The following is a 23,088-nucleotide window of genomic DNA, read 5'->3' as shown; positions in this document are numbered from 1 at the left end:
GCCGACATTTGGAGACTGTCCTATGCCCACGCGTGCTCCTCTGATGCTAGGCGCAGTCGCTTATGCGCCCAAAGTCGTCACGATCTGGGAAGGCTTCAAAGCCTGGTTCGCCGAACGCGGCTTCGAGTTCGACTATCTTCTCTACTCGAACTACGAACGACTGGTCGAAGCCCAGTTCACGGGCGACATTGCGTTCGCCTGGAACTCGCCGCTTGCCTGGGTGCGAGCAGAACGCCTGGCACGCGCGCATGGCCAGCACGTGTGGCCGCTCGCCATGCGCGACAGCGATATCGATCTGCATTCGGTCCTGGTAGTGCCCGCCGCCAGCAACGTGCAGAGCCTCGCCGACCTTCGCGGCACGACGATCGGCTTCGGCGCGATCGACTCGCCGCAGGCCACGCTGATTCCGCTTGACCATCTGCGCCACAAAGGCGGCCTTGTTGCCGGACGTGATTACCAGGCGCGCCGCTTCGACCTGCTCGGCGGCAAGCACGGTGATCATATCGGCGGTGAACGCGATGCGGCGAGCGCGCTCGTGCGGGGCGAGATCGATGCGACGTGGATGATCGCCGGCAACTACCGCGCCTTTGCGAACGAGGGCACGCTGCCCGCGGGCGCCACGCGCATCGTTGCGACCACGGACGCCTACGACCACTGCAACATGACGGTGAGCCCGGGCGTCGCGCAGGAAGACGCCGGACGCTTCGGCGACATCCTGCTCGCAATCGACTGGAACGACGCCCAGGTGCGTCCGCTGCTTGAACTGGAAGGCCTCAGGGTCTGGCGGCCCGGCCGTTCGAGCGGCTATGCGCTGCTCGAACGCGCAGTGACGGACGAAGGTTTCTATGACGATCAAGGATGCATCATCGAACCCGCTTATCGATATTGAGGCGCTCGGCTTCGACTCCGGTGCGCATCTGCTGGTCAGGCACGCGCTGGCCGCACTGGCGCTGGGTCAATCACTACGCGTGAGCGGAACGGCGCCCGGCTGGGACGTGCAACTGGAAGACTGGTGTCGCAGCCAGGGGCATTGGCTGCAATGGGGAACAGATGACGGGCCGCGCCGGTTTGCGCTGATTGAGCGCGGCACGAAATATGGCCGCTGGCGCGATGCGCTGCGCACGGGGCAAAGCGACCCACGCTTGCCCGGCGCCGTGGCGGAGCGTGCACTGCCCGGCTGGGGGCTTGCGGCCCGAGGCGCTCAGGTGGAAGCCGGCTCGCCCGCTTACGCGTTCCGCCTCGACTGCAAACAGGAGGTCTGGGCGGACAACGTCGCCTACCTCTATGCGCAGGCGGTCGCCGCGCAGTGGAACCCCGACGACGCGATCGACTGGCACGTGCCGTTCGACAATTCGCCGCCAGTGGAAGCCGCCGTCGTGCAGATCATGACCTACATGGTCGAGAACGAAAATGCCGCGCTTATCGTGCCGGCACGGTTTCTCGGGCAACTGCATCCGCACTACCGCGAACTGCAGGCCGCGCTGGCCATCCAGGTGGCCGATGAGGCACGCCACGTCGAGGTGTTCACCCGCCGTATCCGTCATAACGGACACGAACCCCTGCTGTCGACGGCGGGCGGGCAGGCGTCGCTCAAGAGCCTGTTCGACGAGCCCGATTTCTCCGTTGCGAGTTTTCTGCTATCGGTTCTCGGCGAAGGCACCTTCGTCACGCTTCTGCAGTTTCTCCAGACCAGCGGGCCGGACCCGCTGACCCGCCAGATCGCGCGCCTTGCCGCCCATGACGAGGCGCGTCACGTCGCGCTCGGTATGTCGCACCTGTTGTACCGGCTGGAGCGCGAACCAGCGCTACGCTTGCGGCTCGCTCAGGCTGTCGAGCACCGCCACAGCGCGCTGGCCGGCACCGCCGGGCTTAACGAAGAGGTATTCGACGCGCTCATCCTCGCCGCCGCTGGCGAACTGACAGCGGCCGGCGTGGCGCGCGACTACGCACGGGTGCAGCAGTTGATACGCGACATGGCCGATGGTCGCTACACGAGGCTGGTGCGGCTCGGCTTCGAAGGCGAACACGCGAAACAGCTGGCGTCGCTGCACACGCGCAACTTCATGTAGCGCGTCCAGGCGCCAGTGGCCTTTTGCTCAGGGTTCGCCCTACCGCACTCACGGTTTCGCTGCGCCATCAATATCTGCTCATAGCGGCAATCGCGAATGTCTCTTCCCGGAGCGAAAGCCGCCGCTCTCATGCCTCGCGCAACTTCATGGGCGAGACGCCTGCAAACGACTTAGGTGCCAACCGTCTGGTTACCGAGTTGGCTATTCACAGTCGCCAGCTTGCTTCGCATTGCCACCCCGGCTGCGTCGCCCGGGACCAGCCAAAACTCTGGCCAACTCGCATCCTTACCTGAGACACGGTCAACGACCCGTAGATCAGTGGCCTTTCCGGTCCTACCGTGAACGACAACGGCCGAGGCTCCCTCGGGGGCGAAATGGGCATTCCCGAAGGAATGGAGCAAAAGCAGGACCGGTTCAAATGCTTTGCCCAATTCCGTAAGCAGATATTCCACCCTGACTGGAGAGTCGGCAGACACCTTCCGTTCGAGGATTCCGCTGCTAACCAACTGTTTGAGCCGACGGCTCAGGATGGTCGGTGAAATCCCCAGACTCTCACGAAACTCGTCGAAGCGGGTCACCCCCATCATCGAGTCTCTCAGAATCAGAAGACTCCACCAGTCACCCACGCGCTCCAAGGTCCTCGCAACGGGGCACTGCATCGCACTATAGCTCTTACGTTTCATAGCATTCAGTGTAACGATCACGATACTGTTATGCAAGTCAATACTATCAAGATAGTGGTTTACGCGCACTTGCAAACGTCAGCTACTATAATAGTATTTACTTCCATGAAGGTACGGAAATGACATTTCACACACGAGGAACGATGAACGGTTTGCCGAGTTTTCGTCTTGATGGACGTACCGCCGTGGTCACCGGAGGGTGGAGCGGAATCGGGCGCACCACGGCGCATATGTTTGCCAGTGTTGGAGCCTCAGTCGTGATCCTCGATTCCGATAGCGCGGCAGCCAGCGACGCAGCAGACGAAATAGGAAGCAGCGCTCGGACCATCACGATGGATGTCACGGCCCCCACTGCCGTTGAGGAAGTGTTCGACGGGATAGGCAACCGGTACGGCCGAATCGACGTGCTTTTCAACAACGCTGGAATCAATCGTCGTCGGGCTTCAATGGAATTAGGCCTCGAAGACTGGAATGCGCTGATCGCCGTCAATCTGACAGGAATGTTGTTCTGCGCGCGGACTGCAGCGAAGCACATGACCATGTGCGGAAGCATCGTCATACAGCATTCGTGCTGGGAATGACGGGCGGTTGGTATCCCAACACGTGCGGACCGCACTCACGAGCGCGTCGACTGAGCAACCGGAACTTTTGGCGAAGTTTGAATCGCCAACCCCTTTGGGACGACCTAGGAGATTTAGCTCCTCTCGCACCCAAACTGTATGTAACTCCCTTTCCGACTGCAATTATAGGAACGCAAAATGAAGACTGAAAATCACGACACGGCGAAGACTCAATTTGTAGAAAGCGATGGGATCCGCTATGCCTATCGGCGCTTCGGAACCGACACAGGTACGCCCCTGCTCTTCCTGCAACATTTTCGGGGTGGCATGGACAACTGGGACCCGTTGGTAACGGACGGCCTTGCACACGGAAGGCCAGTGATCCTCTTTAATAATGCCGGTGTCGCAAGTACGAGCGGAGAGACGCCAGACACGATTGACGCTATGGCCGATCACGTTGCGGTGTTTGTCAAGGCTCTGGAACTGCCAAAGGTGGACGTCCTCGGATTTTCCCTTGGTGGTTATGTCGCGCAAAGCTTTGCCCTAAGGCACGCCGACCTTATCAGACGCCTGGTATTAGCAGGGACAGCGCCCCGGAACGGTGAACCTCCTTCCGATCCTCGCATCAGGGAGGTCGCGGCAAATGCCGTACCCAGCCTGGAGGACTTCCTTTATCTGTTTTTCGCTCCAACCGCGTCCAGCCAGGAAGCCGGAAAAGCCTTCTGGGAGCGTCGCCACCAGCGAAAAGACGCGGACAATCCTTCGTCGGTTCAGACCATGCTGGCGCAAACGGCAGCGATCATGGAGTGGCGCCAGCCGCGCGGAGAACGGTACGCAGAATTGAAGAGGATTATGCATCCGACGCTGGTTGTGAACGGTCACAACGACATTATGGCGCCGACGGTCAACTCGTTTACGCTTCAGCAGTACATTCCTAACGCCCAACTCATTCTCTATCCGAACTCCGGTCACGGATCTCAGTTTCAGTACCCGGATCTCTTCGTTAGGCATACAAATCTTTTTCTTGACGCTGCTTAATCAGATGTCGGACCCTGTGATATTTTGCTTCTAGCGTGCGTCACACGCTTGCTATCGCGGCTCCTACCTATCCAAGTTGGAGTCCGTCGAGAAAATCGACGCATATTCCGCTTGTGCGATCGTCCCTCAATGTGGCGACGACCGCCGGACTTGCAGGTTGACTGCATTGTTCGGCCATCCATGATGACGACGCCGGGTTGCCCCTGTCGTCCCCATGTCAATTTATGACTATCGACGGTCCGGCTTTCGCTCAGTCCGACCGCCTTTAAATGGAGACAGAAATGGATTGTTGTGCGTCGCTGAGCTACGCGCAAAAGGAGTTACCTGAACTGCAACAAGCGGGCGTGCAATGCGGGCGACTTGTTCCGCTATCCACGGCGCTTAACATCCTCCCCAGACTTACCAGAATCGCACTGCATCATTGCGCCGCTTTGCGGGCTCGCCCATATGTACTCGTGCGTGAGCAGGTACTGCGGCCGATTGAATATTTTTCACCTACTACCTTCGTAAACATCATGATAGGAAACGACATGACCGCTGCTGAGACTTTAGCTAAGAAGATCCTCTTCAACTATAGGAACCCGCTAAAAGACTGTTCTGTAGATTTGCACCAGAATCTGAAGTCCGTTCTGGATCTTTGCGATGCTTCCGTGGATGATATCGGCGGGACTCTCACGTTTTCTGGAGCGGACCCAATTGTAAATAGTCGTCTTCCATTCGGCACAATGTCTGCAATCAGTTTAGCGGCGAAAGCAGTTCTTGTTGCAAAAATCTGGAGGGAACGAACCGGGGAAGGTCAAGATATGCACGTTGATGTCCCGAAAGCTCTACGTCGGTTTACTCCCTTTTGGGATAAAAAATGGGAACTGGTGAATGGATTTCCAGGAAAATCTGATCCGTATAATCCATTCTTCGCGATGCCTGTTATGCATAAGACGAAGGACAATAAGTGGATAATGCCACTAAACATTTATCCTTCGATTAGGCAGCGGGCAATGTCTCTTTTGGGTGCTGGCGGCGATCCGGCCTCGATTGCTGACGCGATCAAAGAATGGGTTGGCGAAGATCTTGAGAACGCAGCCAGTGACGCAGGTATTGTCATGGCTCTCGGTCGACCCATTGAAGAGGTCGTTAGGCTAGACGCATTTTTACAATCCGTCGGCTTGATGCCTCTCATAGAGATAGAAAAGGTAGCGGATGGTGACCCTGTCCCCTTCAAACCAAACGCGCAAACGCCATTGGATGGCGTCCGGGCGCTGGGCACGTCTCACGTGATCGCAGGACCTTCAATTGGCAGGAGTCTCGCATTGCATGGTGCAGATGTCTTGAACATTTTTCGTCCGTCAAATGTAGAACTGGACATATTTCACTATACTTCACACGTCGGAGTGAGAACTGCCAAACTCGAATTGCAAGAGGACCAGCACCGCAACAGGTTTTATGAACTTATTTCGCAGGCGGATATTTATTTCAACAATCATCGGCCTGGTTGGCGCGAAAGATTTGGCATATCGAATTCCGATCTAAGGGCTCACAATCCAAACTTAATTGACGTCGATATCTTCTATGCGGGAGAGAGAGGGCCCTGGTCGGACCGACCTGGCTTCGACGTTTCTGCCGGTTTAGCGTGGGGACTGAACAATATAGAAGGTACTGATGACAAACCGGAGCACCCTCCCCACGTGGTGATCTCTGATTATCCAGCCGGGTGGCTAGCTGCTGCGGGTGCCATGGCTGCTTTGTACCGACGCTCTAAAGAAGGTGGCAGTTATCGCGTCAAAGTTTCATTGGGGCGGGTTGCTTTGTGGTTGCCGGAAATGGGCGTGTATGACCGCGATTTTGCGAAATCGATGGCGGGATCAAAGGAAGGACATATTTACCCGGATCCGGAGCAATTTACCGTTAGTACTCCATTGGGGAAGTACACTGGAGTAACGGAAATGGTTGAGATGTCTAAAACACCCGGCAATTACCAATATCCGCTAACTCCCATAGGGTCTTGGGAGCCAAGCTGGTTGTAACTCGACAGACGGCCTGCCCGCCTCCTCCCCAGCAAATCGTATGAATCAGCTCGGCCGGTGATTCGGCAATCGTCTTTGATGCACCCAGTTGGCCGAATGATCACTGCACTCAGCCGCCCGTCGTCGAAAGTCGGTAGTCGGACCTGAACAATCTTCAAAGCCTTGCGGGGTGAGGCTTTGAGTCTGAAATTCGGTTGTGGAAATTGCAGGAACCTGGCACATTAAGGTGAGAATCCTGCATTTTTCGACGAGGTGCAGATGGGTCCGAAGACCGCCTGTGACGGAGGGAGATTTCTTCCGGCAACCGCTGCGCGAACAGATCAACCTGAAGCACCCATTGGTCGGCTTGGCCGAGCTGATCAACTGGGAACGATTGGGCGCATCGATGAGCGGCAGCTTCGTCTCAAGCAAGGGTCGACCTGCGACGTCACCGCGCCTGATTGCGGGGTTGCTCTACCTGCAACACGCTTTTGACCTGTCCGACGAAGAGGTCGTCTGGCAATGGGTGGAGAACCCCTACTGGCAGGTTGCACACTACGCTCACGCGTTGGACGGGTGATGCGTGACGTCGAGCGGCAACTCGACTCGGTAGCCGATCATGCCCGCACTGCGTTGCAGGAGCTGATAGGCCGAACAAAGCGCATCCTGGCGCAGAAACCGAAAGACAGGAACAAGCTCTACGCACTACACGCGCCGGAAGTCGAGTGCCTGGCCAAGGGCAAGGCCCGAAAACCGTACGAATTCGGGGTGAAAGTGTCGATCACGACGACACACAAGGAAGGACAAGCGCTGGAACAGGCGGCAATCCTGTGCGACGCCACGCCGGAAGTCGCCATCGTCGATCGTGGATACAAGGGTGTCGCTATCGACGGCGTGAGGATCTACCACCCCGGCTTGCGGCGGGGCATCACACGCGGACTACACGCGATGATCAAGCGGCGAAGTGCAATCGAGCCCGCTATCGGACACATGAAGACGGACGGAAAACTTGATCGCAATTGGCTCAAAGGCGCGCTCGGCGATGCAATGCATGCTGTACTGTGCGGCGCTGGCCACAACCTCCGGATGATCCTGAGGAAGCTGCGGCTTTTTTGCGTCTTCGTTCTCGCTGCTTTGCTCAACTGCTGCATTGCTGCCGACGTGACGGCGTGACGCCGGTGCAACGAGAAACGAATTGTTCAGGGCCGACTCGGTAGCGGGAACAGTCGTTTGGGGAACGGAGAGCCGCAGTATTGCAGCAGGTGGGACGACGTTCTGGGTCGATACAGCCACTGCTGCGACGCCAAACGATCGCCGGCCTGGTTGTTGGGCGATCGTCGTGTCGTGAAATGGCCGTCAGGTGCAACGGTGGTCGTGACCACCGTTGCAATTCCTCATCTCCAATCGAAATGGCTGTTCGCGAACTACCGATCGCAGTATGCACGAGTTGCCGAAAAATGAGGCTTAGTCCGAGCCGACTTGCCGGCAGTCGACGACTTCTGGTCGGATGTGAGCTCGCGGATGCGGGAAGCTGCCGTTGGCCTGTTCGATGCTGCCTACGTCAGCAATCCGCCACATTACTGACGTAGAATCCAGCCCGCCCCAATGTCGGCACCGATGGTCGGACCACCAAAATGGTGGGCTGAACGGTCCCTTAACTGTGTGCTAAGCAGACCTTCGAATGTCCGACCGGGTCACTGGTCGAATGGCAGTTGATGGCCGGTCAGCGACCAATCGCTAACCGGCCTGACAACCTACACCTCAGTCTGTTCCGCCATTTCAAGTGCGTCGTTTGCCTCGATGCCGAGGCATCGGACTGTACTTTCAAGCTTCGTGTGACCGAGCAACAACTGAACATCCCTGAGGTTCTTCGTGCGACGCTAGATGAGAGACGCCTTGGTCCGGCGCATCGTGTGGGTACCGTAAGCTGTGTCGTCAATGCCGACGGACGCGATCCACCGATGAACAAGGCGGGCACATTGCCGTGTCGATAGATGCGGAAAGTCGTGAATTCTGCTCGGAAAGAGGAAGTCGGTTGCGTGCAGCCCCGCATGCCGTATCCACGCCGCCACCCTCTCACGACTCTGCTCGGTAATCTCAAACTGCACGGGCCGTTGTGTCTTCTGCTGCATGATCGTTGCGCGGCTTGCGACGTGCTCCCCGTGAGGGTACGCGCAGCTTCGTCAGATCACACGCCCGAAGCTTGCTGTCTATGGCGAGATTGAACATTGCCAGATCCCGCACGCGGGACGAAAGCTGCAAGCATACGCGTATGGCCCAAATTTCCTTCAGCTTCAACGGCGGCTTCTGGCCGGTCAATCTCCTTTTGCTCCACGGTACCCGCGACGGACCGGTTCTGGGTGATGTGCTCATGACAATCTCCTTTCGGCTGAAGGGAGATCCAGTCTGAGCCCGGAGCAATGGCCGCTACCCGACCCACGACGGTCCTTCGGATCCCATCTGAAAACCGTCGAATCGCCGCCATTTGCGAACGTTCGCAAGCCCAATATTGAAGCGCGGACGGCAAGTTCAAATGACATCTTGTTCGAAATTACCAAAGGCGGCCGGCCGTGCCGGCGGAACGAGCCTCGAGAATGCGGGTGCCGGAAAATGGGGCGACGCAGAGCATGCGATGGAATATTGGGCGGTCACGACGGCCAAACGCATAAACCAATTCAGGTGAGGCGGCCCGGCCCAGTAATGCTCCAATATTGACCGAGTGCCGCTCCCTAAGCACACGTCGTCGAGTGCGGGACTAAGACAGGGATGTCCAGAAGCCTCAATCCCCACCGCGCGCCGCACGGGCGCGCCGGCACACCATCTATCCTTACGACTCACAGCCGTTTCACGACGCCCCCTTGGATCGATCCCCGTCAAGACTTCAAGTTGGCCGCTGCTTGTCCTAGCATGAACAATGTGCCCACACAGATCGCGGCAGGGTACGAAGGGGGCTGAGCATGAATCCGAAGGACTGGCGACTTCTGTGGAACGGCCCGAGCACGCGTCAGCGAGCCCCCCGCGCTGCTGCCATCGCCGGGATCGTATTTTCTGTCTTGCTGATTGCCTGCCTGCTGCTGCTGCGGCGTTCTGTTCCGGATAGTCCTTTCGACGCGGGACGGTGGCTTCTAAAAAGTTCGGGTACGGTAGCTGTTGCGGTCAACCTGGTGCCGTTCGCTGGCATTGCCTTTCTCTGGTTCATTGGCGTGCTGCGGGATCGTCTCGGAGATCGCGAGGATCGCTTCTTTACTACGGTGTTCCTGGGGAGCGGCCTTCTGTTCCTGGCGATGATGTTTGTCGCTGCTGCGTTCGTCGGCGGGATTGTGAGCGCGTATAGCATTGGCTTCGATCGACTTCCCGGTTCGGCCACGTTCACCGTCGCGCGAGAGTTTGCCTACGAAGCGACGAATGTCTACGCGGTCCGCATGGCCGCAGTATTCACGACGGCCACCAGTACACTGGCTCTTCGTACCGGCTTCGTTTCGCGCTGGATTGCGTTTATTGGATACGCGGCCGCGCTCGCGTTGCTCTTTGCAGGCCGCAACATAGATTGGATCGTGCTTGTTTTCCCGGTCTGGATTCTCCTTCTTAGCCTCCACATCCTGATCGACAATTTCGGCATATCGCCGAAGGTCGGCGCAAGTGGTTCTGACGGGAAAGGCGACGCTTGATTCGTTGACCCGGGGGAACGCTGGCGGCAGACTGCGTCAACTGAATCGGGCGCTCAGAATAGCCGAGCTGTAGCTGAAAGCGGCCTATTCTTTTGGTACATTCGAGGGCCGCTCATGACCGACTGCCGCCCGACACGGCGGAAGCTCGCGGGACAACATGGCGAGTGCGTAGTAACCGCGGCACGGTCGCAAGTAGCTCGGTCTCACTCCCGATATAAACAACGACCAGAAAGCCAGGCACGCGCAAGGGGGATAACGGCGGCTTTCGGGGTGTGACCGACTGTTCATGGCCGCACTCGGCCCGCAGTCGAACGACAGTGTGCGGTTAATCAAGTTTGGCATGTTCACGGGCCGTGTGCAGTCCACAATGCCATTGAGCCGGCCCATGAACCACCGCACGATTGTTGCCATGACGTCTCCTCTTTGCTTTCGCCTGGAGCAATGAACGAGAACGGACAACCATCCTCGCAGAAGACGCACCGACGACGAGAGCGGATGCCCAATTTCCAACGTTGTCCGTAGAGAATGGCGACTGAAGTGTAGGAGGCGATGGTGATTTCAAGCGGCGCGCCGGACCCGGTGCACACGAGCCCTCCCAACGTCATCGCTCGCATCGCAGATGCATTCTGTTAGTTGTGTCGACGAATTGCTGCCATGGGTCGATGCCGATTAGCTTCACCATAGCGTCTCTGAACTCAACGCGCAGCGTTCAACACTGTTCGATATCAACACGCTGTCAACAACGGCCATGGTCGCACGGCTACCTCGATAGTCAAGCCGCGATATTCGCGCCCTGTGATGCTTGCAATAGAACACTACGAATGACCGGTAGCAGATGGCGGAGCCGACGTCTGAACGTCGCATCGACACGGCAAGCGAGTAATTCTTCCTGGCCGGACAGCGACCGATGGTTCATCTCAGCCGACGACGCCCGGCTTCAAACGCCAGTGTGCTCCACCATCTCAAGCACATCATCTACCTCGATGCCAGGCGATACCACCGAGGTAAAGGGAAACGTTGCAGAGCGTCCAATCCATCGCCGCGCCGGCTTCATCCATGCTCGATGCCGAGCAGCCGTGCGTCCAGCCGCCGCGCTAGCGCCGCGCCGCCTTCGCGCATCACTGCATCATGGTTCCACTGGAAAACCGGTCGCAACAACGGCGCCAATGCGTTCATCCATGCGCGGTTGGTATGCACGCACCAGTCATAGCGGACCACGGTCAGGTTGCGTCCGACGGTCGAAAAGCTCCACCGACCGGCCCCTTCGACGTCGCCACTGGCTTCCCCTTCCAGCGCGACCAACGGGTCGACGCGCGTCACCCGCATATCGAACACGAGGCGATAGGGCAACCAGCCTTTCCACGTATAGCGTTGTACGACGCCCACGCCCTGATCGGAACCTGCCTCTAGCTGGTCCACGCGCTCGACGTTATTCCACCACTCGGGCCAGCGCGCCGAATCCTGGATTGCCGCCCAAACTTCCTGCACGGGCGCATCGATACGCCAAATGGTGGAAAAGCGGTATTCGACCGTCCGCAAGCTGCCTCCGTTCTTCGTATTTTCTAGAGATTTTGTCAGATGCTCACTGTGCTTGCCATCACTGGCGAAACAAGACCGCGCTTCCACCTCTCGATACCTCGTCGAGCCTATCTGCACCAGAACGTAGGACGGAGGCAACCGGTCTGTACGCGTGCCGACGGCCGGGAGCTTCGCCCAAACCCGGCCTACTTCTGCCTGACTTACTTGCGCCAGGGGATGCGATTGCTATCCGGGCAAAATCCTATCGAGCGAATCGCCCTTTCACACAGCCTCACCGTCGTGCCGCGAGTGCTTTCTGCTGAAGGCGCGCACACGCCCGCGTATCGAACAGCGGCGTGCCCGGCGCGAGCAGACAGAGATAGTTCGCCGCCAGCGCGCGCTGACGCTGCGTGCCTTCGCCGAGAACCGCGAGACATTGCTCGCGCGCGACCGGCGCGCCCATGAAGTAGCGCGTTCCCCGGCGAAAGCGTCCGCCGTTGTCGTGCCACCATCGTTCGATGCGCTCCTCATGCGGCCAAGGCAGGCCGTCGTCGCGGTCCATGGCGACGTCGTCATCGCTGGGATCGTCGTTCGGACCCGATGAGAAGTCCGCCGGACACGCGCCTTGTAGCTTCGATTGGACGAGGTCCACGCCGGTCACGAGGCTGAATGCCTCGCCGGCGACGCGGGCGAACCGCGCATCGCGCATGTGGGCGATCATCCACGGCACGTTGTCCGGCAATCCGATGAGGCCGCTTGCCTCGACGAGCGTGCGCTTATGCCGCGTGTCGGCAGGCAGACGCTTCAGCGCCTCGGTGCCGTGCTTCGGGCCCATCGCCTGCAACGCGAGCGTCAGTCCGCGCGACCGGCGCGATTCCAGCACGAGCGCCGCATCGAACAGCGCGTCCACCTCCACGCCGCGCGCGCCGAGCAGGACCGCCGACCAGGCAGCCCAGAAGCGGCACTCGGGATCGGCAGCGGATGCGAGGCCCGGATGCGCCAGCGCGGCGCGTGCATCCGCGAGACAGCCAGTCTTGCCGAGCTGCCCCGCCACGCGCAACGCCCGCGCGCGCACGGCCGGCGACCCCGCCGCGAGCCAGCCTGACGCCAGCCCCGGGTCCCGGCCGTGCATCGCGCAGGCGGCGAGCGCGATTTCCTGGCGAACCGCCGAGCGCGACGTGAGCATGTCCGCGACCACCGAGCGAAGACAACACGGATCGACCCAGCCGAATGCCGACACGACGCTGCCGACCTTGTCCGGTGCCTCTTCCACAGCGACGAGGACCGTTTCGAGCCGCGGCGCGTCGCAGGCGTCGAGCGCGAGCACGGCCGCCACGAACGCCGCGCCATGCGTTCCGTTCGCGAGTTCTTCCGCGCAGTGATGCCACGCGGCGGCGCCCGACACCTGCAACGCTTCGAGATGCGCGGCGACACGCTCGTCGACTTCAGCGAGATCGGCGAGCGCGTAATCGGGCGCGTCGGCCGCGCGGCGCCGCAGCAGCCAGAGAAACGCGGCGTCCTCGGCGTAGCGGCTCACGAGATCGTCGATGACTTCGCTCATGATCCGTCCCGCCGACGCACCGCGCGCACGACGCACGCCGCGCGCCCCGCACCTTCCGACGCGAGCTCGATCATCGCGATGCTGCCCGCCCGGTAACCGCGCGCGAAACCGTGCGCGCTCATCAGCAGCGCGAGCGCGCCGCTCGCCGCGCCGATCTCGCCGACGGACAACGCCGGGTAATGCACGATCAGCCGCTCGCGCCGCGTCCGGTAATACCGCGCCCGCGCCAGCAGCGCTTCCCACGACGCATAGCGCTCGCCGTTGCCGTTCGAGACGACCCAGTCGATGGACGCTTCCGCAAGACCCGCCGCCGACGCCGCCGCGCGCAACGCGGCGACGAGCGCGCGCCCCTGCGAATAGCCGCTCGACGTGGCTGACTGTGCTTCCTGCGCGTCGCCGGTGCCGAGGATTTCGAGCGAGGTTGCGGCGGCGCCGGGCCGCTCGCGCGCGAGCAGGACGAAGGCCGCGCCCTCTCCCGGCGTGAGGCCCTGCGCCGTGCCTTCCGTGCGTAGCCGCCCCGCGGCGTCGAGACGGTCGTATTCTCTGTCGATCACATAGGAATCCGCACCGCCGACGAGCACGTGCTCGATGCCGTCACCGGCGAGTAACGCCGCCGCTTCCCGCAATCCCGCGATCGTCGACGCCGCGCCGCCCTGCGCAACCTGCCTCACGTCGCGAAACGCCAGCCGGCTGCGGGCGGCAATCGCCGCGCCGAAGGTCGCGAACGCGGCGGGATCGTCGAATGCAGCCTGGCGAAACGGCTCCGGCGGAATCGCGACGAGCACCGTGCGCCGCGCATCGAGCGCATGCCGCGCCGCGATTTCCGCGACCGAGCGCGCCGCCAGATTGACGAGCCAACCGACGGGCGTGCGCCGCAAGGTCCAGTGCGCGGGCACGCGCGCGACCGCCTGCGGCTTTCCGAACGGCGCCGTGCGCAGCACTTCCTCGATGCGCACCGCACGCGCACGGATGCCTGCGCAGGTTTGCGGCGCATCGAGTCCGACTGGCGTCACCGCGCCGCCGCCGATCATGTAAACGCACGCGCTCATGGACGAAACGCCGGCCGGCCGGCCAGCGTGCCGTCGCCGCCGTGCGAGTCGAGATAACGTTTGCCGCGCTGCCGCGCCGCGAGCCATCCCGCCGACACATGTCCGAACACCAGCGCGCGCAGCCGCGGCGCATTGCGCACCGCCGTCACCGCGAGCCGCGCCTTCAGCGTGACCGTCCGCGCGTCTGCGTCGATGAGGACCGTATCGATGCGAAGCGCGCGGTCTTCCACGCGATCGTCGAAGACGAGCCGCGCGGGCACGTCCAGACGCGGCAAGCGAAAGCGCCACAGCCCGGATGCGGTGAGATTGCGCAGCTCGACGGTCTCGCCGCCCGCGAGCGCCGCCGTCTGCTGGTCGGGCGGCGCGATCTGGTTGAAAAGCGGATCGAAGTCGGCGGGCGCCAGCGGCCAGACCTCGTCGATCCAATGCTGGTCGTAGGTTCCGGCAAGCCGCGCGCGCGGCATCCAGTGGCGCGCGACGATGCCGAAGCCCGCCGGCGTGAAGTGATCGCCGCTGCCGCGCGTCGGGCGGTCGGGGTATTCGATGTTCGGCAAGCGGCTCGCGACCGACGCGTCACCCGACGCCGCGTTGCGGTAGCCGACGCCGACCGGGTTCTCCAGATACACGTCGCCGTCCGCAAGCGTGCCGCCGAATGCGCGCTCGTACACGACCGGCATGCGCAAGAACGGCGCCGGCGTGCCCTCGCAGTGCGCAAGGAGCGCGCGATCGCCGCTCACGCGCAGCGTCTTGCGGATATCGGCGACGCAAAGGCCGACCATCACCTCATCGGCGGGACGGCCGCCCGGCGCATGCGCGCATCCGCGCACGACGACATCGACGCGCGGCTTGTGCGGCGCAATGTCCGCCTCCAGACGCGTGCTGGAGCGCCCCGGCTCGCCCGACGGCACGTCCTCGAACGCGACGGGCGCCTGTTCGGGCGCGAGGCCGAGCGCGAGACCTGAACCATCGCCGTCCGGCGCATAGTCAAGCGCGGCGAAGCTCGCCGAAAGTACCGCGACCAGCACCTCCTGGCCATCGCCGTCGACCTGGACGTGGGTCGCCGCCTCGAACGGCGTGCGGTTCTCAAGCGCGACGTCGAACATGGTTCAGCACCATTCACCCTGCTCGTCGAGGCCGATCGGCCAGTACGGCATGGACGTGAGCAGCGTCACGGCGTCCCGTTCGCCCGCGTCGGCGAGCCATTTCAGTAGCACTATTTCCGGCGCAACGCGCTGCTTGAGCGGCAGCGACTTGTTGATGTCGTCGCAGGCGAACCAGAAGAAACGCACGAACCAGACGAATTCGGGCGCCGAGGCCGGCCCGGCGACGCGCACCTCGAACGCCTCACGGATGGCTTCCTCATGCGTGCGGCCGGGGCGCTCGCGCGCGGCGACGCAGTCGCGCCACCACTGGTCGGCCGTCGGGTAAAGGAATTGAAATCCCTCCCGATAGGTTTCGAACATCTTGCGCAGTTTCGGATTCGCACTGCCCGACGCGGCCATGCCGCGCCCTTCAGGCAGCGGCGTGCCGCCTTCGATGTCCTGGGGCGCATCCAGCAGGGCCTGAATCGCGTCGTCGACGTTGTGGAGCGTTTCGAGCGGCATCAGCACATCCCTCCTTCCGGATCGGATCCTATCGGCACGAACACGAAACCCTGCATGATCTCGTACAGGTCGGGCGCGGCATTGGCCAGATCGTCGATGAGCAGATCGGCCGGCCGGACATACGCGATGTCGGGCGGCGGGACGTCCTCGCCCCAGACATCCTCATCCTCGCCGTCCGCGTCGGCTGCGTTCGCCGCCGCGTACTCGTCATTGAGATCGTCGACGGCGAAGAAATACTGACGAAAGATCGCAATGATGCGCGGATGTCCTGCCGGCCCCGCCGGCCAGCGGCGATGGAACGGCGCCATCGCGGCGGCGGGCACCGGCTCCGTCCAGCGGTACGGACAGTGCGCTTCCCACCAGGCGATGATGTCCGGCGTTACCGCACGCATCGCGTCGATATAGTTCTGCTGAAGCTGCCTGTAGGCGTCGTTCATCGCGTCTCCGCGTGTTCGGTGGATTCATCGGCGGCTGACGATCCGCCCCGCATAAGCCCGCGCCTGCGAGCCTTGCGAGTTCGAGTGCCGCCGGCAATGCGGCTTGACCATGCTCGATTGCGACATCTTTTTTTTGAAACCCTTGGGCGGCGGCTGCGGCCGCAGATGACACCCGCCCATCGCCCAGGCGACGCACAACGGCGGCTGATGATCCGGCGTCATCTCCGTCTGGTCCTTGTCTTTGTAGGCGCCGCCGCGCCGCGACACGTACTCGTTCTGGCTACGCAGCCAGCCGCCCCATTGGCTCGGGTTCTGGGGATTGACGGTGAGCGGCGTTTCGCCCGCGCGGAACTGCCGGCTGCATTCCCAACACTTTTTGTTTTTGACTTTCTTCTCCTGAGCGGCGGTGATGTCCGGCGAGTGAGTGTCGCGGTCATACGGCGGACACGGCTTGTCCGCCTTCTTGCCGAGCGCCTTGCGAAAGCGCGTGACCGCCGCCGCATCGACGCAGTTCGGCGGATCGCACGCGGTGTTCTGGATCATCATGTCGCCGTGGCAGGCGACGCCCTTGCCCTCGACCAGCACCGACCGGCACCACGACTTGAACGAGCCCACGCCCTTCGTCTTGTGCGTGACGACGCCGCCGCCCTGCGTGCCTGCTTCGTTGCCGGTGCTGGTCGAGATTTCCGAGGTGTCTTCGAGCGCGGTCGGTTCGCCGTCGATCATCACCGACTTGCTGCCTTTGGTGAGGTCGCTTGCCTGAAGCATGTTCACGTAGGGCACGGGCGCGGGCACACCCGGCGGCGGCGGCGGAGACAGGCAGACATCGCCGGGCGCGACGCCCTTGCCGCCGCTGCCGCGATGAAAGAACCCCATGCCCTCCGCGAAGACCGTGCAACTCATCCCGCTTCTCTCTACCGGCCGCGCGTCGAGCGACGCGCACGTCTTGAAGACGAACCAGGCGACGGCGGTTTTAATGAGGGCGGTTCGGTTCGACGATCGCGCAAGCGGCGACGCACGTCATGGCCGGCAGTAAACCATCGCATCAACCGTTGCGCACGGCACCCATCCGGGACGCCGGTGCCGATTCCCGACAGCCGACCGCTTCAACAGCGCGAACACGAGCGGCGGCGCATGGAGCACTTCATCGACCGCGATCGCCGGCACCCCGTCCGCGTTCCACTCCACGCAAATCTGGATCGACGTCACAAGAGTGCGACACACGAGCGACAACCGAGCCCTTGCATTGATCCGCTACCGGGCACGCGCGAACGTCCGCTAAAAAGCAGCCACTCAGACCGCGACGAAGAAGCGAGCGTCGCCCGCCACGCGACTCCGAGAGACGACAGCTTTTAAGTATTAACGCGGCCGGAAAAAGTCGTACCGATGTTGGCGAGAAGATAATGGTTGAACGACAGAATCGTTTGCACACCGCAATGCGCGCTATTCGTCGCGTCCCAAATAAGTCACGGTCCGCAAGTGTCACATTCACAGCACCTGGATCTCGAGCATCGGAAGATGCTGACACGTTGCCGTCCCGGCCGGCCGTGCGCCGCGGCCGGGACCCCTGGCGATCGCTTGTCAGTCGACATATAGCGAAACCGGGGCATCAGTTAAGCGCTCGCGGTCACCGTGGAGTTCACCTCAACAAGTATTTCCACGCCCCCCGGCTCGAGCTTTAAGCTCTCACCAAGAATGCGACGATCCGAAAGCGCGCTCACGTAGTTGCGGGCTGGTAGCGAGACTTCTTTCGGCTCCCTGGAAAGGTTCAGCACGAAGACAACCCGCCTCTCCTCTGAACTCCTGATCGCGACTTCCACACCATCAGGAAGCTCAAGCTCGCAGTCGATGCCCGCGTCACCGGCGACGCGCTTCATCAGCACCTGACTCCCCCTCTCGTCGAGGACCGTGCCGATGTAGTACACAGCGCCGTGACCAAAGGCGTTTCGAGTCACAGCCGCTTCGCCCGCGAAATATTCGCTTGCGTACGTCGCCAACGTTTCTGCTGTGAGAGGAGTCAGGAGGTCGCACCACTGGCTGCTTGCGAGCCCCTCGCCAGTGGCGAGAATCAGGTTCTGCACATCCTTGCCAACAGGATCGTATTCATCGACATACACGCCAGCGAGATCGGTTAATAGATTTGGGAGCCGGTCAGGCAAGCAAACATTGTTCATGTTCTTGACGCCGGATCGTGTCGTCAGTACGAGGGTGCCGCCGTTCTCGACATATCCCTTGAGTTTCCCCGCTATGGCGTCATCGATCAAATACAGCATCGGCGCGACAACAAGCTTGTAGCCGCGGAAGTCTTCCCTCCAGTTAATGACGTCCACGCCAACACCCATTCGCAGAAACGCCGAATGGAACCGTTTGAAGTTGCCGAGGTAGTCGAAACCATCAGCCTGCGGCTGGATCTGGAAAGCGTTTAGCTGCTCGTGTGAGAAAAGCATGGCTACGTCGTGCTTGAGCGTTGTGTCCTCAAGCAGCGGAGCGAGCTTCCTGGCTTCCCGGCTAAACTGAACAAACTCTTCGAAACGGCGGCCGGGCTGCCCGTGGTGGTCCAAAAGTCCGTGCCAGAACTGCTCCGCACCGATACGCGCCGAGCGCCAACGAAACTGGACAATCGCATCAGCGCCGCGCGAAACGCTTTGCCATGCATACGCGCGGATCATGCCCGGGAACGGCGTGCGAGACATGGGGTACCAACAGCCTGGCGTCCCGCTAAGTTGCTCCATTACCCAGAAGTTCTGACGCTTTACGCCACGCGCGAGATCGAGAGTCAATGCGCCGTGGTACATCTTCGACTTCGAGTCGTCCAGGAAGTCGGTCGCGGGGTAATAGTCGACAGACGCAAAGTCCATGCTGTCAAACATGTCATAGTAGTCAGCGGTGACGGGATATCCCCACAGATTGTGCGTCACGAACTTGCCCGAACTATTTTTTCGGATCAGTGCCGCCTGGAATCGATTGAAGTCGGCGACCGCGTTGGATGAGAACCGCCGGAAGTCGAGCAAGAATGAAGGATTGAGATGCGGTGAACCGCCAAGTGGTGTCTTCACCTGTTCCCAGTCGCTGTATTCCCCGCTCCAGACGACGGTGCCCCATTCGTGATTCAGGGTCTCCAACGATTCATACTTTTTCTGCAGCCAGCCACGGAACAAACGCGTGCAGTTTTCGCAGTGGCAATCGTTCGCCGCCAATTCATTGTCGGTTTGCCAACCGATGACGGCCGGATGCGACGCATCACGCCGCGTGATCTGCTCGATGATGCGCTCACCGAACTTGCGAAGCGACGGGCTGTTGTAGCAACGGTGAAGTCGCACGCCAGCGAAAATCGCGTTGCCTTTGTTATCGACAGGCAGAACGTCCGGATAGTTGTGAGTCAACCAGACCGGTGGCGTTGCGGTCGGAGTTCCAATCACCACTTCTATTCCATGCCGCGCCAACACGGCAATCGCCTGGTCGAGCCATTCGAAATCGAAGTTACCCTCCGTCGGTTCAAGCCGCGACCACGCGAATTCAGCCAGGCGAACAAGGGTGATACCGGCGTCCTGCATCTGCCTGGCATCTTGCTCCCACAACGAAACATCCCAATGCTCGGGATAGTAATCGACGCCGACATTCATGGACAGATTCCTTTTTGTCAAATGTTAGGGACACGTCGCGCCCTGCGAGATCGGCGCCCGCATCCCATCGACGATAGGTATTCGCTCAGCCCTTCGTTGCGCCGAATGTCAAACCGGCGATAAAGTGCTTTTGCATCGCGAAGAAGATGACGACGGACGGAAGGGCTGCGAGGAGCGAACCCGCCGACACGAGATTCCAGGCGGTCGTCCACTGCCCCTTGAGCGCTGCTACCCCGACCGTGATGGGGGCCGCGTCATCGCCCTGTGTCAAGCAAAGTGCCCAGAAATAGTCATTCCAAACAAATGTGAACACGAGGATGGCAAGCGCCGCGAGGGCGGGCGCGATCAACGGCAGGATGATCCGGTAAAACAATTGCCACTCGGTGGCACCTTCGATCCGCGCTGCTTCAACGAGCTCATACGGGAGTTCTTTGATGAAGTTTCGCAGGAACAACGTGCAAAACCCGGTTTGGAACGAAATGTGGAAAAGGATCAGTCCTTCGAGTGTGTTGAACAATCCAAGTTGAAGCGTCAATTGACGCACGGGGATCATGAGCACCTGGATCGGAACAAAGTTACCGGCCACGAAGATACCCAAAATGCTGTTATTGCCCTTGAACGGATACGTCGCCAGCGCAAATCCAGCCATTGCAGCCAGTGCAATGGATCCGACGACTGAAGGCACCGTGATGAGCCAACTGTTCAGGAAATAGTGAAGCATGGGGGAACTGAAGAGTACCGTGCGGTAGTTCTCCACCAGCGCAACCCTTTCAGGCCACCCCCAATAGTTGCCGTTGGTCAGATCGTCCGTCGAACGAACCGACGTGACGAAGACCGCAATCAGTGGCAGCAACCAGATTACAAGCGCGATCGGCAGCGAGGTTTTGTAGACCTTGCGGCTCATCGGGCTCCAACGGCTCACCGGAGTGGGATACATGTGCGATTCCTCTGTTATCGGTCGGCGTGAAGGAGCCGGCGTAGCTGGTACACGATGAAGACCAGCATGATCAAGAACAACACGACTGCAATGGCCGCCGAATAACCAAACCTGAAATACTTGATGGCCTGGTCGTACATGAAATAGGCCAACACTGTTGAACTGTCGAACGGGCCTCCGCCTGTCATCACGGCAATCAGGTCGAAGCTTCGGAGCGCACCGATGATGGTGAGCACGACAGATAGAAAAGTTGCCGGGCGCAGTTGAGGGAGCACAACGTGCCAGAGTAGCGACCAGCCCGTTGCGCCCTCCATCCTTCCCGCTTCGATGATCTCGGGGTTGATGCTCGTGAGGTTGGTGAGGTAGAGCAGCATGCAGAACGGGATCTGCGGCCAAAGCGCTGCGGCGATCACACCGAAAGGGGCGTAACGCTCGTCACCAAGCACCGGAATGCCGTGCCCAACAATGAGCTTCAACAGACCGAACGCCGGATCGTAAAACCAGCTGAAGACGAGACCGACCACGACGCCTGACAGCACGAATGGAGAAAAGAACAGCGACTTGATCAACCGCATGCCCGTCACACTCTGGTTCAGATACAGTGCAAACGCCAGTCCGATTGGCGGGGCGAGCAGAAATAGGACGAGCCACAAGAGATTGTTCTTCAAGGCAACATAGAACGTGTCGGTATGAAGCAACTCGCTGTAGTTCGCCAGTCCGACGAACACCTTGTCGCTCATTCCGTCCCAGTTGAAAAAGCTGAGCACGATGCTGCTGATGATCGGATAGATCACATAGATACAGAACATCGTGCACGCGGGTAGCAGAAACAGCAAAGCAGCTCGTTTGCGCTGCCGGGCAAGGGGTGCCGACCGCCGTGACTCTGACGAGCGGCGGATGTGGCGGTGCTGATCCGTTGGCGAGCCTTGGCTCACCGACTCTCTCGTTTCGGCTGTGGCCATCTGAACTCTCGTGTGATCACGACTTGCTGTAGACGCGCCTGCGCATCTTTTCGAGGTCGCCAAGAATAGCGTCGAGCTTCGACGGATCGCTGATGAATCGCTGCATCCCCTTCATGCCCTCGTCGGCCATTTCCTTGGTCATGTCGCGGTCGTAAAACTGAGCGACACCACCTGTCGTCTGTGACAGGATCTGAAAGCCGATCTTGGCGATTGGGTCATCGGGCATGGCCGCCTTGTTGTTGGCGGGCAAGGTGCCCACTCCCTTGGCGAGCGCTGCGTCGTTATCAGGTTGCCCCATGAACACAAGGAACTTCCGCGCATCGGCCTTGCTTGCTGCTCGCATCGGGATGTTCAGACATTCGGCGGAACCATCTTCCGCCGGCGTCACCTTTGGGTCCACTGTCGGGAATTTGAAGAAACCAGTCTGAGATTTTGTCGCCGGAGGCAAGCCAGGCGACAGGAACGTGCCCATGAGCATCATCGCAGCCTGGCCTTGAATGTAGAGCGGCTGCACCGAGTCGAGGCTGTACGACAGCGGATTTTCGATGAAGTACTTGTTGTCGATCAGCGTCTTCCAGGCCAGATACACGTTCTTCACGCGTGCATATCCCGTGCGTAACGTTCGACTCCAAGGGCGCCGCAAAACTTGCGGTCAGGCATCTTGTCGAGTTGGGGCATCGGCGTATTGGTGCAATCATTGGCAGTCGAAAGAATGGAATTCACAGCGCTCGTTACGCGGGGTATCAAGAAGTGATGCGCGAAACGAAGATTCGTCGTTTGGCATCTGACGAGCGTTTCACGGAAGACTCATTCGACGACGGGTATCGGGCCGCGACGGACTTGCTGTCTGCTCGACCTGATTTGACGGCAATCTTTGTGTCCAATGATCTCCCCGCCTTGGGCGTGTTGAACGCCGCCTCGGACCTTGGGTACTCGGTGCCGCATGATTTGTCGGTAGTGAGTATCACCGACATCGTTCCTGCCAGACAATCGCGGCCCGGATTGACAACCGTTGCCATTCCCACCGCCGAGTTGGCGGAGAAAGGCATCGGCTTACTTATCGATCTCATGAACGGGCGCGCGACAGAGACAACTGTCATCCATACTTCGGCGCCGAAGCTCGTTATTCGCGGCTCAACAGCAGCACCGGCGAGTATAGGCAACTAGGCGTGCGCGACGCGTCGCAAAGCGGACTCTCGGTTAGTTCGGCGTAGGGTCCGCTCTTGGGCCGAGTCCGGTCCGATGATAAAACAACGAGGCCGCTCGCCGTCGCTCGGACTTTGACTGTCGCCGGCTCACGGTTGCCGGCGGGACAGGCACGCTGGAAAGCGCCACCGTTGCGCGGCGCACGCCAGGAGCGGACGTTGGAAGCTGACGCG

General features: G+C 60.6%; 18 protein-coding genes and 3 pseudogenes. 8 read left to right on the top strand and 13 right to left on the bottom strand.

Annotated elements, in window-relative coordinates; translation table 11 throughout:
• Window positions 1–22 precede the first annotated feature (22 nt).
• Both FVF58_RS06800 and FVF58_RS06795 read left to right on the top strand, forming a co-directional pair.
• Complete coding sequence (locus tag FVF58_RS06800) at window positions 23–889, top strand: phosphate/phosphite/phosphonate ABC transporter substrate-binding protein (RefSeq protein ID WP_149669099.1); 867 nt, start codon at window positions 23–25, stop codon at window positions 887–889.
• A complete protein-coding gene (locus FVF58_RS06795; protein WP_149669098.1) occupies window positions 846–2,069 on the top strand; it encodes a ferritin-like domain-containing protein in 1,224 nt (407 codons plus the stop codon). The genes FVF58_RS06800 and FVF58_RS06795 overlap by 44 nt, the downstream gene beginning before the upstream one ends.
• Before the next feature lie 170 nt (window positions 2,070–2,239).
• On the opposite strand, the gene FVF58_RS06790 is transcribed toward FVF58_RS06795, so the two are convergent.
• A complete protein-coding gene (locus FVF58_RS06790; protein ID WP_281291149.1) occupies window positions 2,240–2,728 on the bottom strand; it encodes a winged helix-turn-helix transcriptional regulator in 489 nt (162 codons plus the stop codon).
• Between the two features lie 167 nt (window positions 2,729–2,895).
• Between FVF58_RS06790 and FVF58_RS06785 the strand changes: the two genes are divergently transcribed.
• The 4 genes and pseudogenes from FVF58_RS06785 (at window position 2,896) to FVF58_RS06770 (ending at window position 7,523) form a co-directional block, all read left to right on the top strand.
• On the top strand, window positions 2,896–3,333 hold the full coding sequence (locus FVF58_RS06785; RefSeq protein WP_188130728.1) for an SDR family NAD(P)-dependent oxidoreductase: 438 nt from the start codon (window positions 2,896–2,898) through the stop codon (window positions 3,331–3,333).
• Window positions 3,334–3,510: 177 nt separating this feature from the next.
• On the top strand, window positions 3,511–4,350 hold the full coding sequence (locus tag FVF58_RS06780) for an alpha/beta fold hydrolase (RefSeq protein ID WP_149669096.1): 840 nt from the start codon (window positions 3,511–3,513) through the stop codon (window positions 4,348–4,350).
• A gap of 530 nt (window positions 4,351–4,880) precedes the next feature.
• Entirely contained in the window at window positions 4,881–6,371 is a 1,491-nt protein-coding gene (locus tag FVF58_RS06775) for a CoA transferase (RefSeq protein ID WP_188130727.1), read from the top strand.
• Between the two features lie 258 nt (window positions 6,372–6,629).
• Window positions 6,630–7,523 (top strand): annotated as a pseudogene (locus FVF58_RS06770) (transposase).
• Window positions 7,524–8,104: 581 nt separating this feature from the next.
• Here the strand turns inward: FVF58_RS06770 and FVF58_RS06765 are convergent.
• Window positions 8,105–8,723: pseudogene (locus tag FVF58_RS06765) on the bottom strand (tyrosine-type recombinase/integrase).
• Between the two features lie 584 nt (window positions 8,724–9,307).
• Between FVF58_RS06765 and FVF58_RS06760 the strand changes: the two are divergent.
• Entirely contained in the window at window positions 9,308–10,018 is a 711-nt protein-coding gene (locus FVF58_RS06760; RefSeq protein ID WP_188130726.1) for a hypothetical protein, read from the top strand.
• 1,050 nt (window positions 10,019–11,068) lie between these two features.
• On the opposite strand, the gene FVF58_RS06755 is transcribed toward FVF58_RS06760, so the two are convergent.
• The 11 genes and pseudogenes from FVF58_RS06755 to FVF58_RS06705 all read right to left on the bottom strand — a co-directional run.
• Entirely contained in the window at window positions 11,069–11,557 is a 489-nt protein-coding gene (locus FVF58_RS06755; RefSeq protein ID WP_149669161.1) for an SRPBCC family protein, read from the bottom strand.
• Window positions 11,558–11,828: 271 nt separating this feature from the next.
• Window positions 11,829–13,097, bottom strand: coding sequence for a TIGR02270 family protein (locus tag FVF58_RS06750; RefSeq protein WP_149669093.1), 1,269 nt, complete (start codon window positions 13,095–13,097; stop codon window positions 11,829–11,831).
• Window positions 13,094–14,146 carry a hypothetical protein gene (locus FVF58_RS06745; protein WP_149669092.1) on the bottom strand — a complete coding sequence of 351 codons (1,053 nt, stop codon included), beginning with the start codon at window positions 14,144–14,146 and terminating at the stop codon, window positions 13,094–13,096. The genes FVF58_RS06750 and FVF58_RS06745 overlap by 4 nt, the downstream gene beginning before the upstream one ends.
• Window positions 14,143–15,249 (bottom strand): DUF2169 family type VI secretion system accessory protein, encoded by a 1,107-nt coding sequence (locus FVF58_RS06740; RefSeq protein ID WP_149669091.1) that lies wholly within the window; start codon window positions 15,247–15,249, stop codon window positions 14,143–14,145. Before FVF58_RS06740 ends, FVF58_RS06745 begins: the two co-directional genes overlap by 4 nt.
• A gap of 3 nt (window positions 15,250–15,252) precedes the next feature.
• Window positions 15,253–15,750 carry a hypothetical protein gene (locus tag FVF58_RS06735; protein ID WP_149669090.1) on the bottom strand — a complete coding sequence of 166 codons (498 nt, stop codon included), beginning with the start codon at window positions 15,748–15,750 and terminating at the stop codon, window positions 15,253–15,255.
• Window positions 15,750–16,187: a hypothetical protein gene (locus FVF58_RS06730; RefSeq protein WP_149669089.1), complete on the bottom strand. Its 438-nt coding sequence runs from the start codon at window positions 16,185–16,187 to the stop codon at window positions 15,750–15,752. Before FVF58_RS06730 ends, FVF58_RS06735 begins: the two co-directional genes overlap by 1 nt.
• Window positions 16,188–16,211: 24 nt before the next feature.
• Window positions 16,212–17,090: a PAAR-like domain-containing protein gene (locus tag FVF58_RS06725; RefSeq protein WP_149669088.1), complete on the bottom strand. Its 879-nt coding sequence runs from the start codon at window positions 17,088–17,090 to the stop codon at window positions 16,212–16,214.
• A 710-nt stretch (window positions 17,091–17,800) separates the two neighbouring features.
• Window positions 17,801–19,810, bottom strand: a complete 2,010-nt coding sequence (locus tag FVF58_RS06720) for a beta-galactosidase (protein ID WP_149669087.1) — start codon at window positions 19,808–19,810, stop codon at window positions 17,801–17,803.
• Between the two features lie 85 nt (window positions 19,811–19,895).
• On the bottom strand, window positions 19,896–20,747 hold the full coding sequence (locus FVF58_RS06715; RefSeq protein WP_149669086.1) for a carbohydrate ABC transporter permease: 852 nt from the start codon (window positions 20,745–20,747) through the stop codon (window positions 19,896–19,898).
• 14 nt (window positions 20,748–20,761) lie between these two features.
• A complete protein-coding gene (locus FVF58_RS06710) occupies window positions 20,762–21,709 on the bottom strand; it encodes a carbohydrate ABC transporter permease (RefSeq protein ID WP_149669085.1) in 948 nt (315 codons plus the stop codon).
• Between the two features lie 16 nt (window positions 21,710–21,725).
• Window positions 21,726–22,310 (bottom strand): annotated as a pseudogene (locus FVF58_RS06705) (extracellular solute-binding protein); the annotation flags it as partial.
• Between FVF58_RS06705 and FVF58_RS06700 the strand changes: the two are divergent.
• Window positions 22,310–22,876 (top strand): LacI family DNA-binding transcriptional regulator, encoded by a 567-nt coding sequence (locus tag FVF58_RS06700; protein ID WP_149669084.1) that lies wholly within the window; start codon window positions 22,310–22,312, stop codon window positions 22,874–22,876. The pseudogene FVF58_RS06705 and the gene FVF58_RS06700 sit on opposite strands and share 1 nt — an antisense overlap.
• The last annotated feature ends 212 nt before the right edge of the window (window positions 22,877–23,088 follow it).

Origin of the sequence: Paraburkholderia panacisoli (genome assembly GCF_008369935.1) — a bacterium.
Taxonomy (GTDB): Bacteria; Pseudomonadota; Gammaproteobacteria; order Burkholderiales; family Burkholderiaceae; genus Paraburkholderia; species Paraburkholderia panacisoli.
This window is presented reverse-complemented; position numbering and strand designations above follow the sequence as displayed.

Coding starts and splice junctions, on each gene's coding strand:
- FVF58_RS06720 (WP_149669087.1), bottom strand. CDS start 19,810: ATGAATGTCGGCGTCGATTACTATCCCGAGCATTGGGATGTTTCGTTG.
- FVF58_RS06795 (WP_149669098.1), top strand. CDS start 846: ATGACGATCAAGGATGCATCATCGAACCCGCTTATCGATATTGAGGCG.
- FVF58_RS06800 (WP_149669099.1), top strand. CDS start 23: ATGCCCACGCGTGCTCCTCTGATGCTAGGCGCAGTCGCTTATGCGCCC.
- FVF58_RS06735 (WP_149669090.1), bottom strand. CDS start 15,750: ATGCCGCTCGAAACGCTCCACAACGTCGACGACGCGATTCAGGCCCTG.
- FVF58_RS06725 (WP_149669088.1), bottom strand. CDS start 17,090: ATGAGTTGCACGGTCTTCGCGGAGGGCATGGGGTTCTTTCATCGCGGC.
- FVF58_RS06745 (WP_149669092.1), bottom strand. CDS start 14,146: ATGAGCGCGTGCGTTTACATGATCGGCGGCGGCGCGGTGACGCCAGTC.
- FVF58_RS06790 (WP_281291149.1), bottom strand. CDS start 2,728: ATGCAGTGCCCCGTTGCGAGGACCTTGGAGCGCGTGGGTGACTGGTGG.
- FVF58_RS06780 (WP_149669096.1), top strand. CDS start 3,511: ATGAAGACTGAAAATCACGACACGGCGAAGACTCAATTTGTAGAAAGC.
- FVF58_RS06740 (WP_149669091.1), bottom strand. CDS start 15,249: ATGTTCGACGTCGCGCTTGAGAACCGCACGCCGTTCGAGGCGGCGACC.
- FVF58_RS06775 (WP_188130727.1), top strand. CDS start 4,881: ATGACCGCTGCTGAGACTTTAGCTAAGAAGATCCTCTTCAACTATAGG.
- FVF58_RS06785 (WP_188130728.1), top strand. CDS start 2,896: ATGAACGGTTTGCCGAGTTTTCGTCTTGATGGACGTACCGCCGTGGTC.
- FVF58_RS06730 (WP_149669089.1), bottom strand. CDS start 16,187: ATGAACGACGCCTACAGGCAGCTTCAGCAGAACTATATCGACGCGATG.
- FVF58_RS06710 (WP_149669085.1), bottom strand. CDS start 21,709: ATGGCCACAGCCGAAACGAGAGAGTCGGTGAGCCAAGGCTCGCCAACG.
- FVF58_RS06760 (WP_188130726.1), top strand. CDS start 9,308: ATGAATCCGAAGGACTGGCGACTTCTGTGGAACGGCCCGAGCACGCGT.
- FVF58_RS06715 (WP_149669086.1), bottom strand. CDS start 20,747: ATGTATCCCACTCCGGTGAGCCGTTGGAGCCCGATGAGCCGCAAGGTC.
- FVF58_RS06750 (WP_149669093.1), bottom strand. CDS start 13,097: ATGAGCGAAGTCATCGACGATCTCGTGAGCCGCTACGCCGAGGACGCC.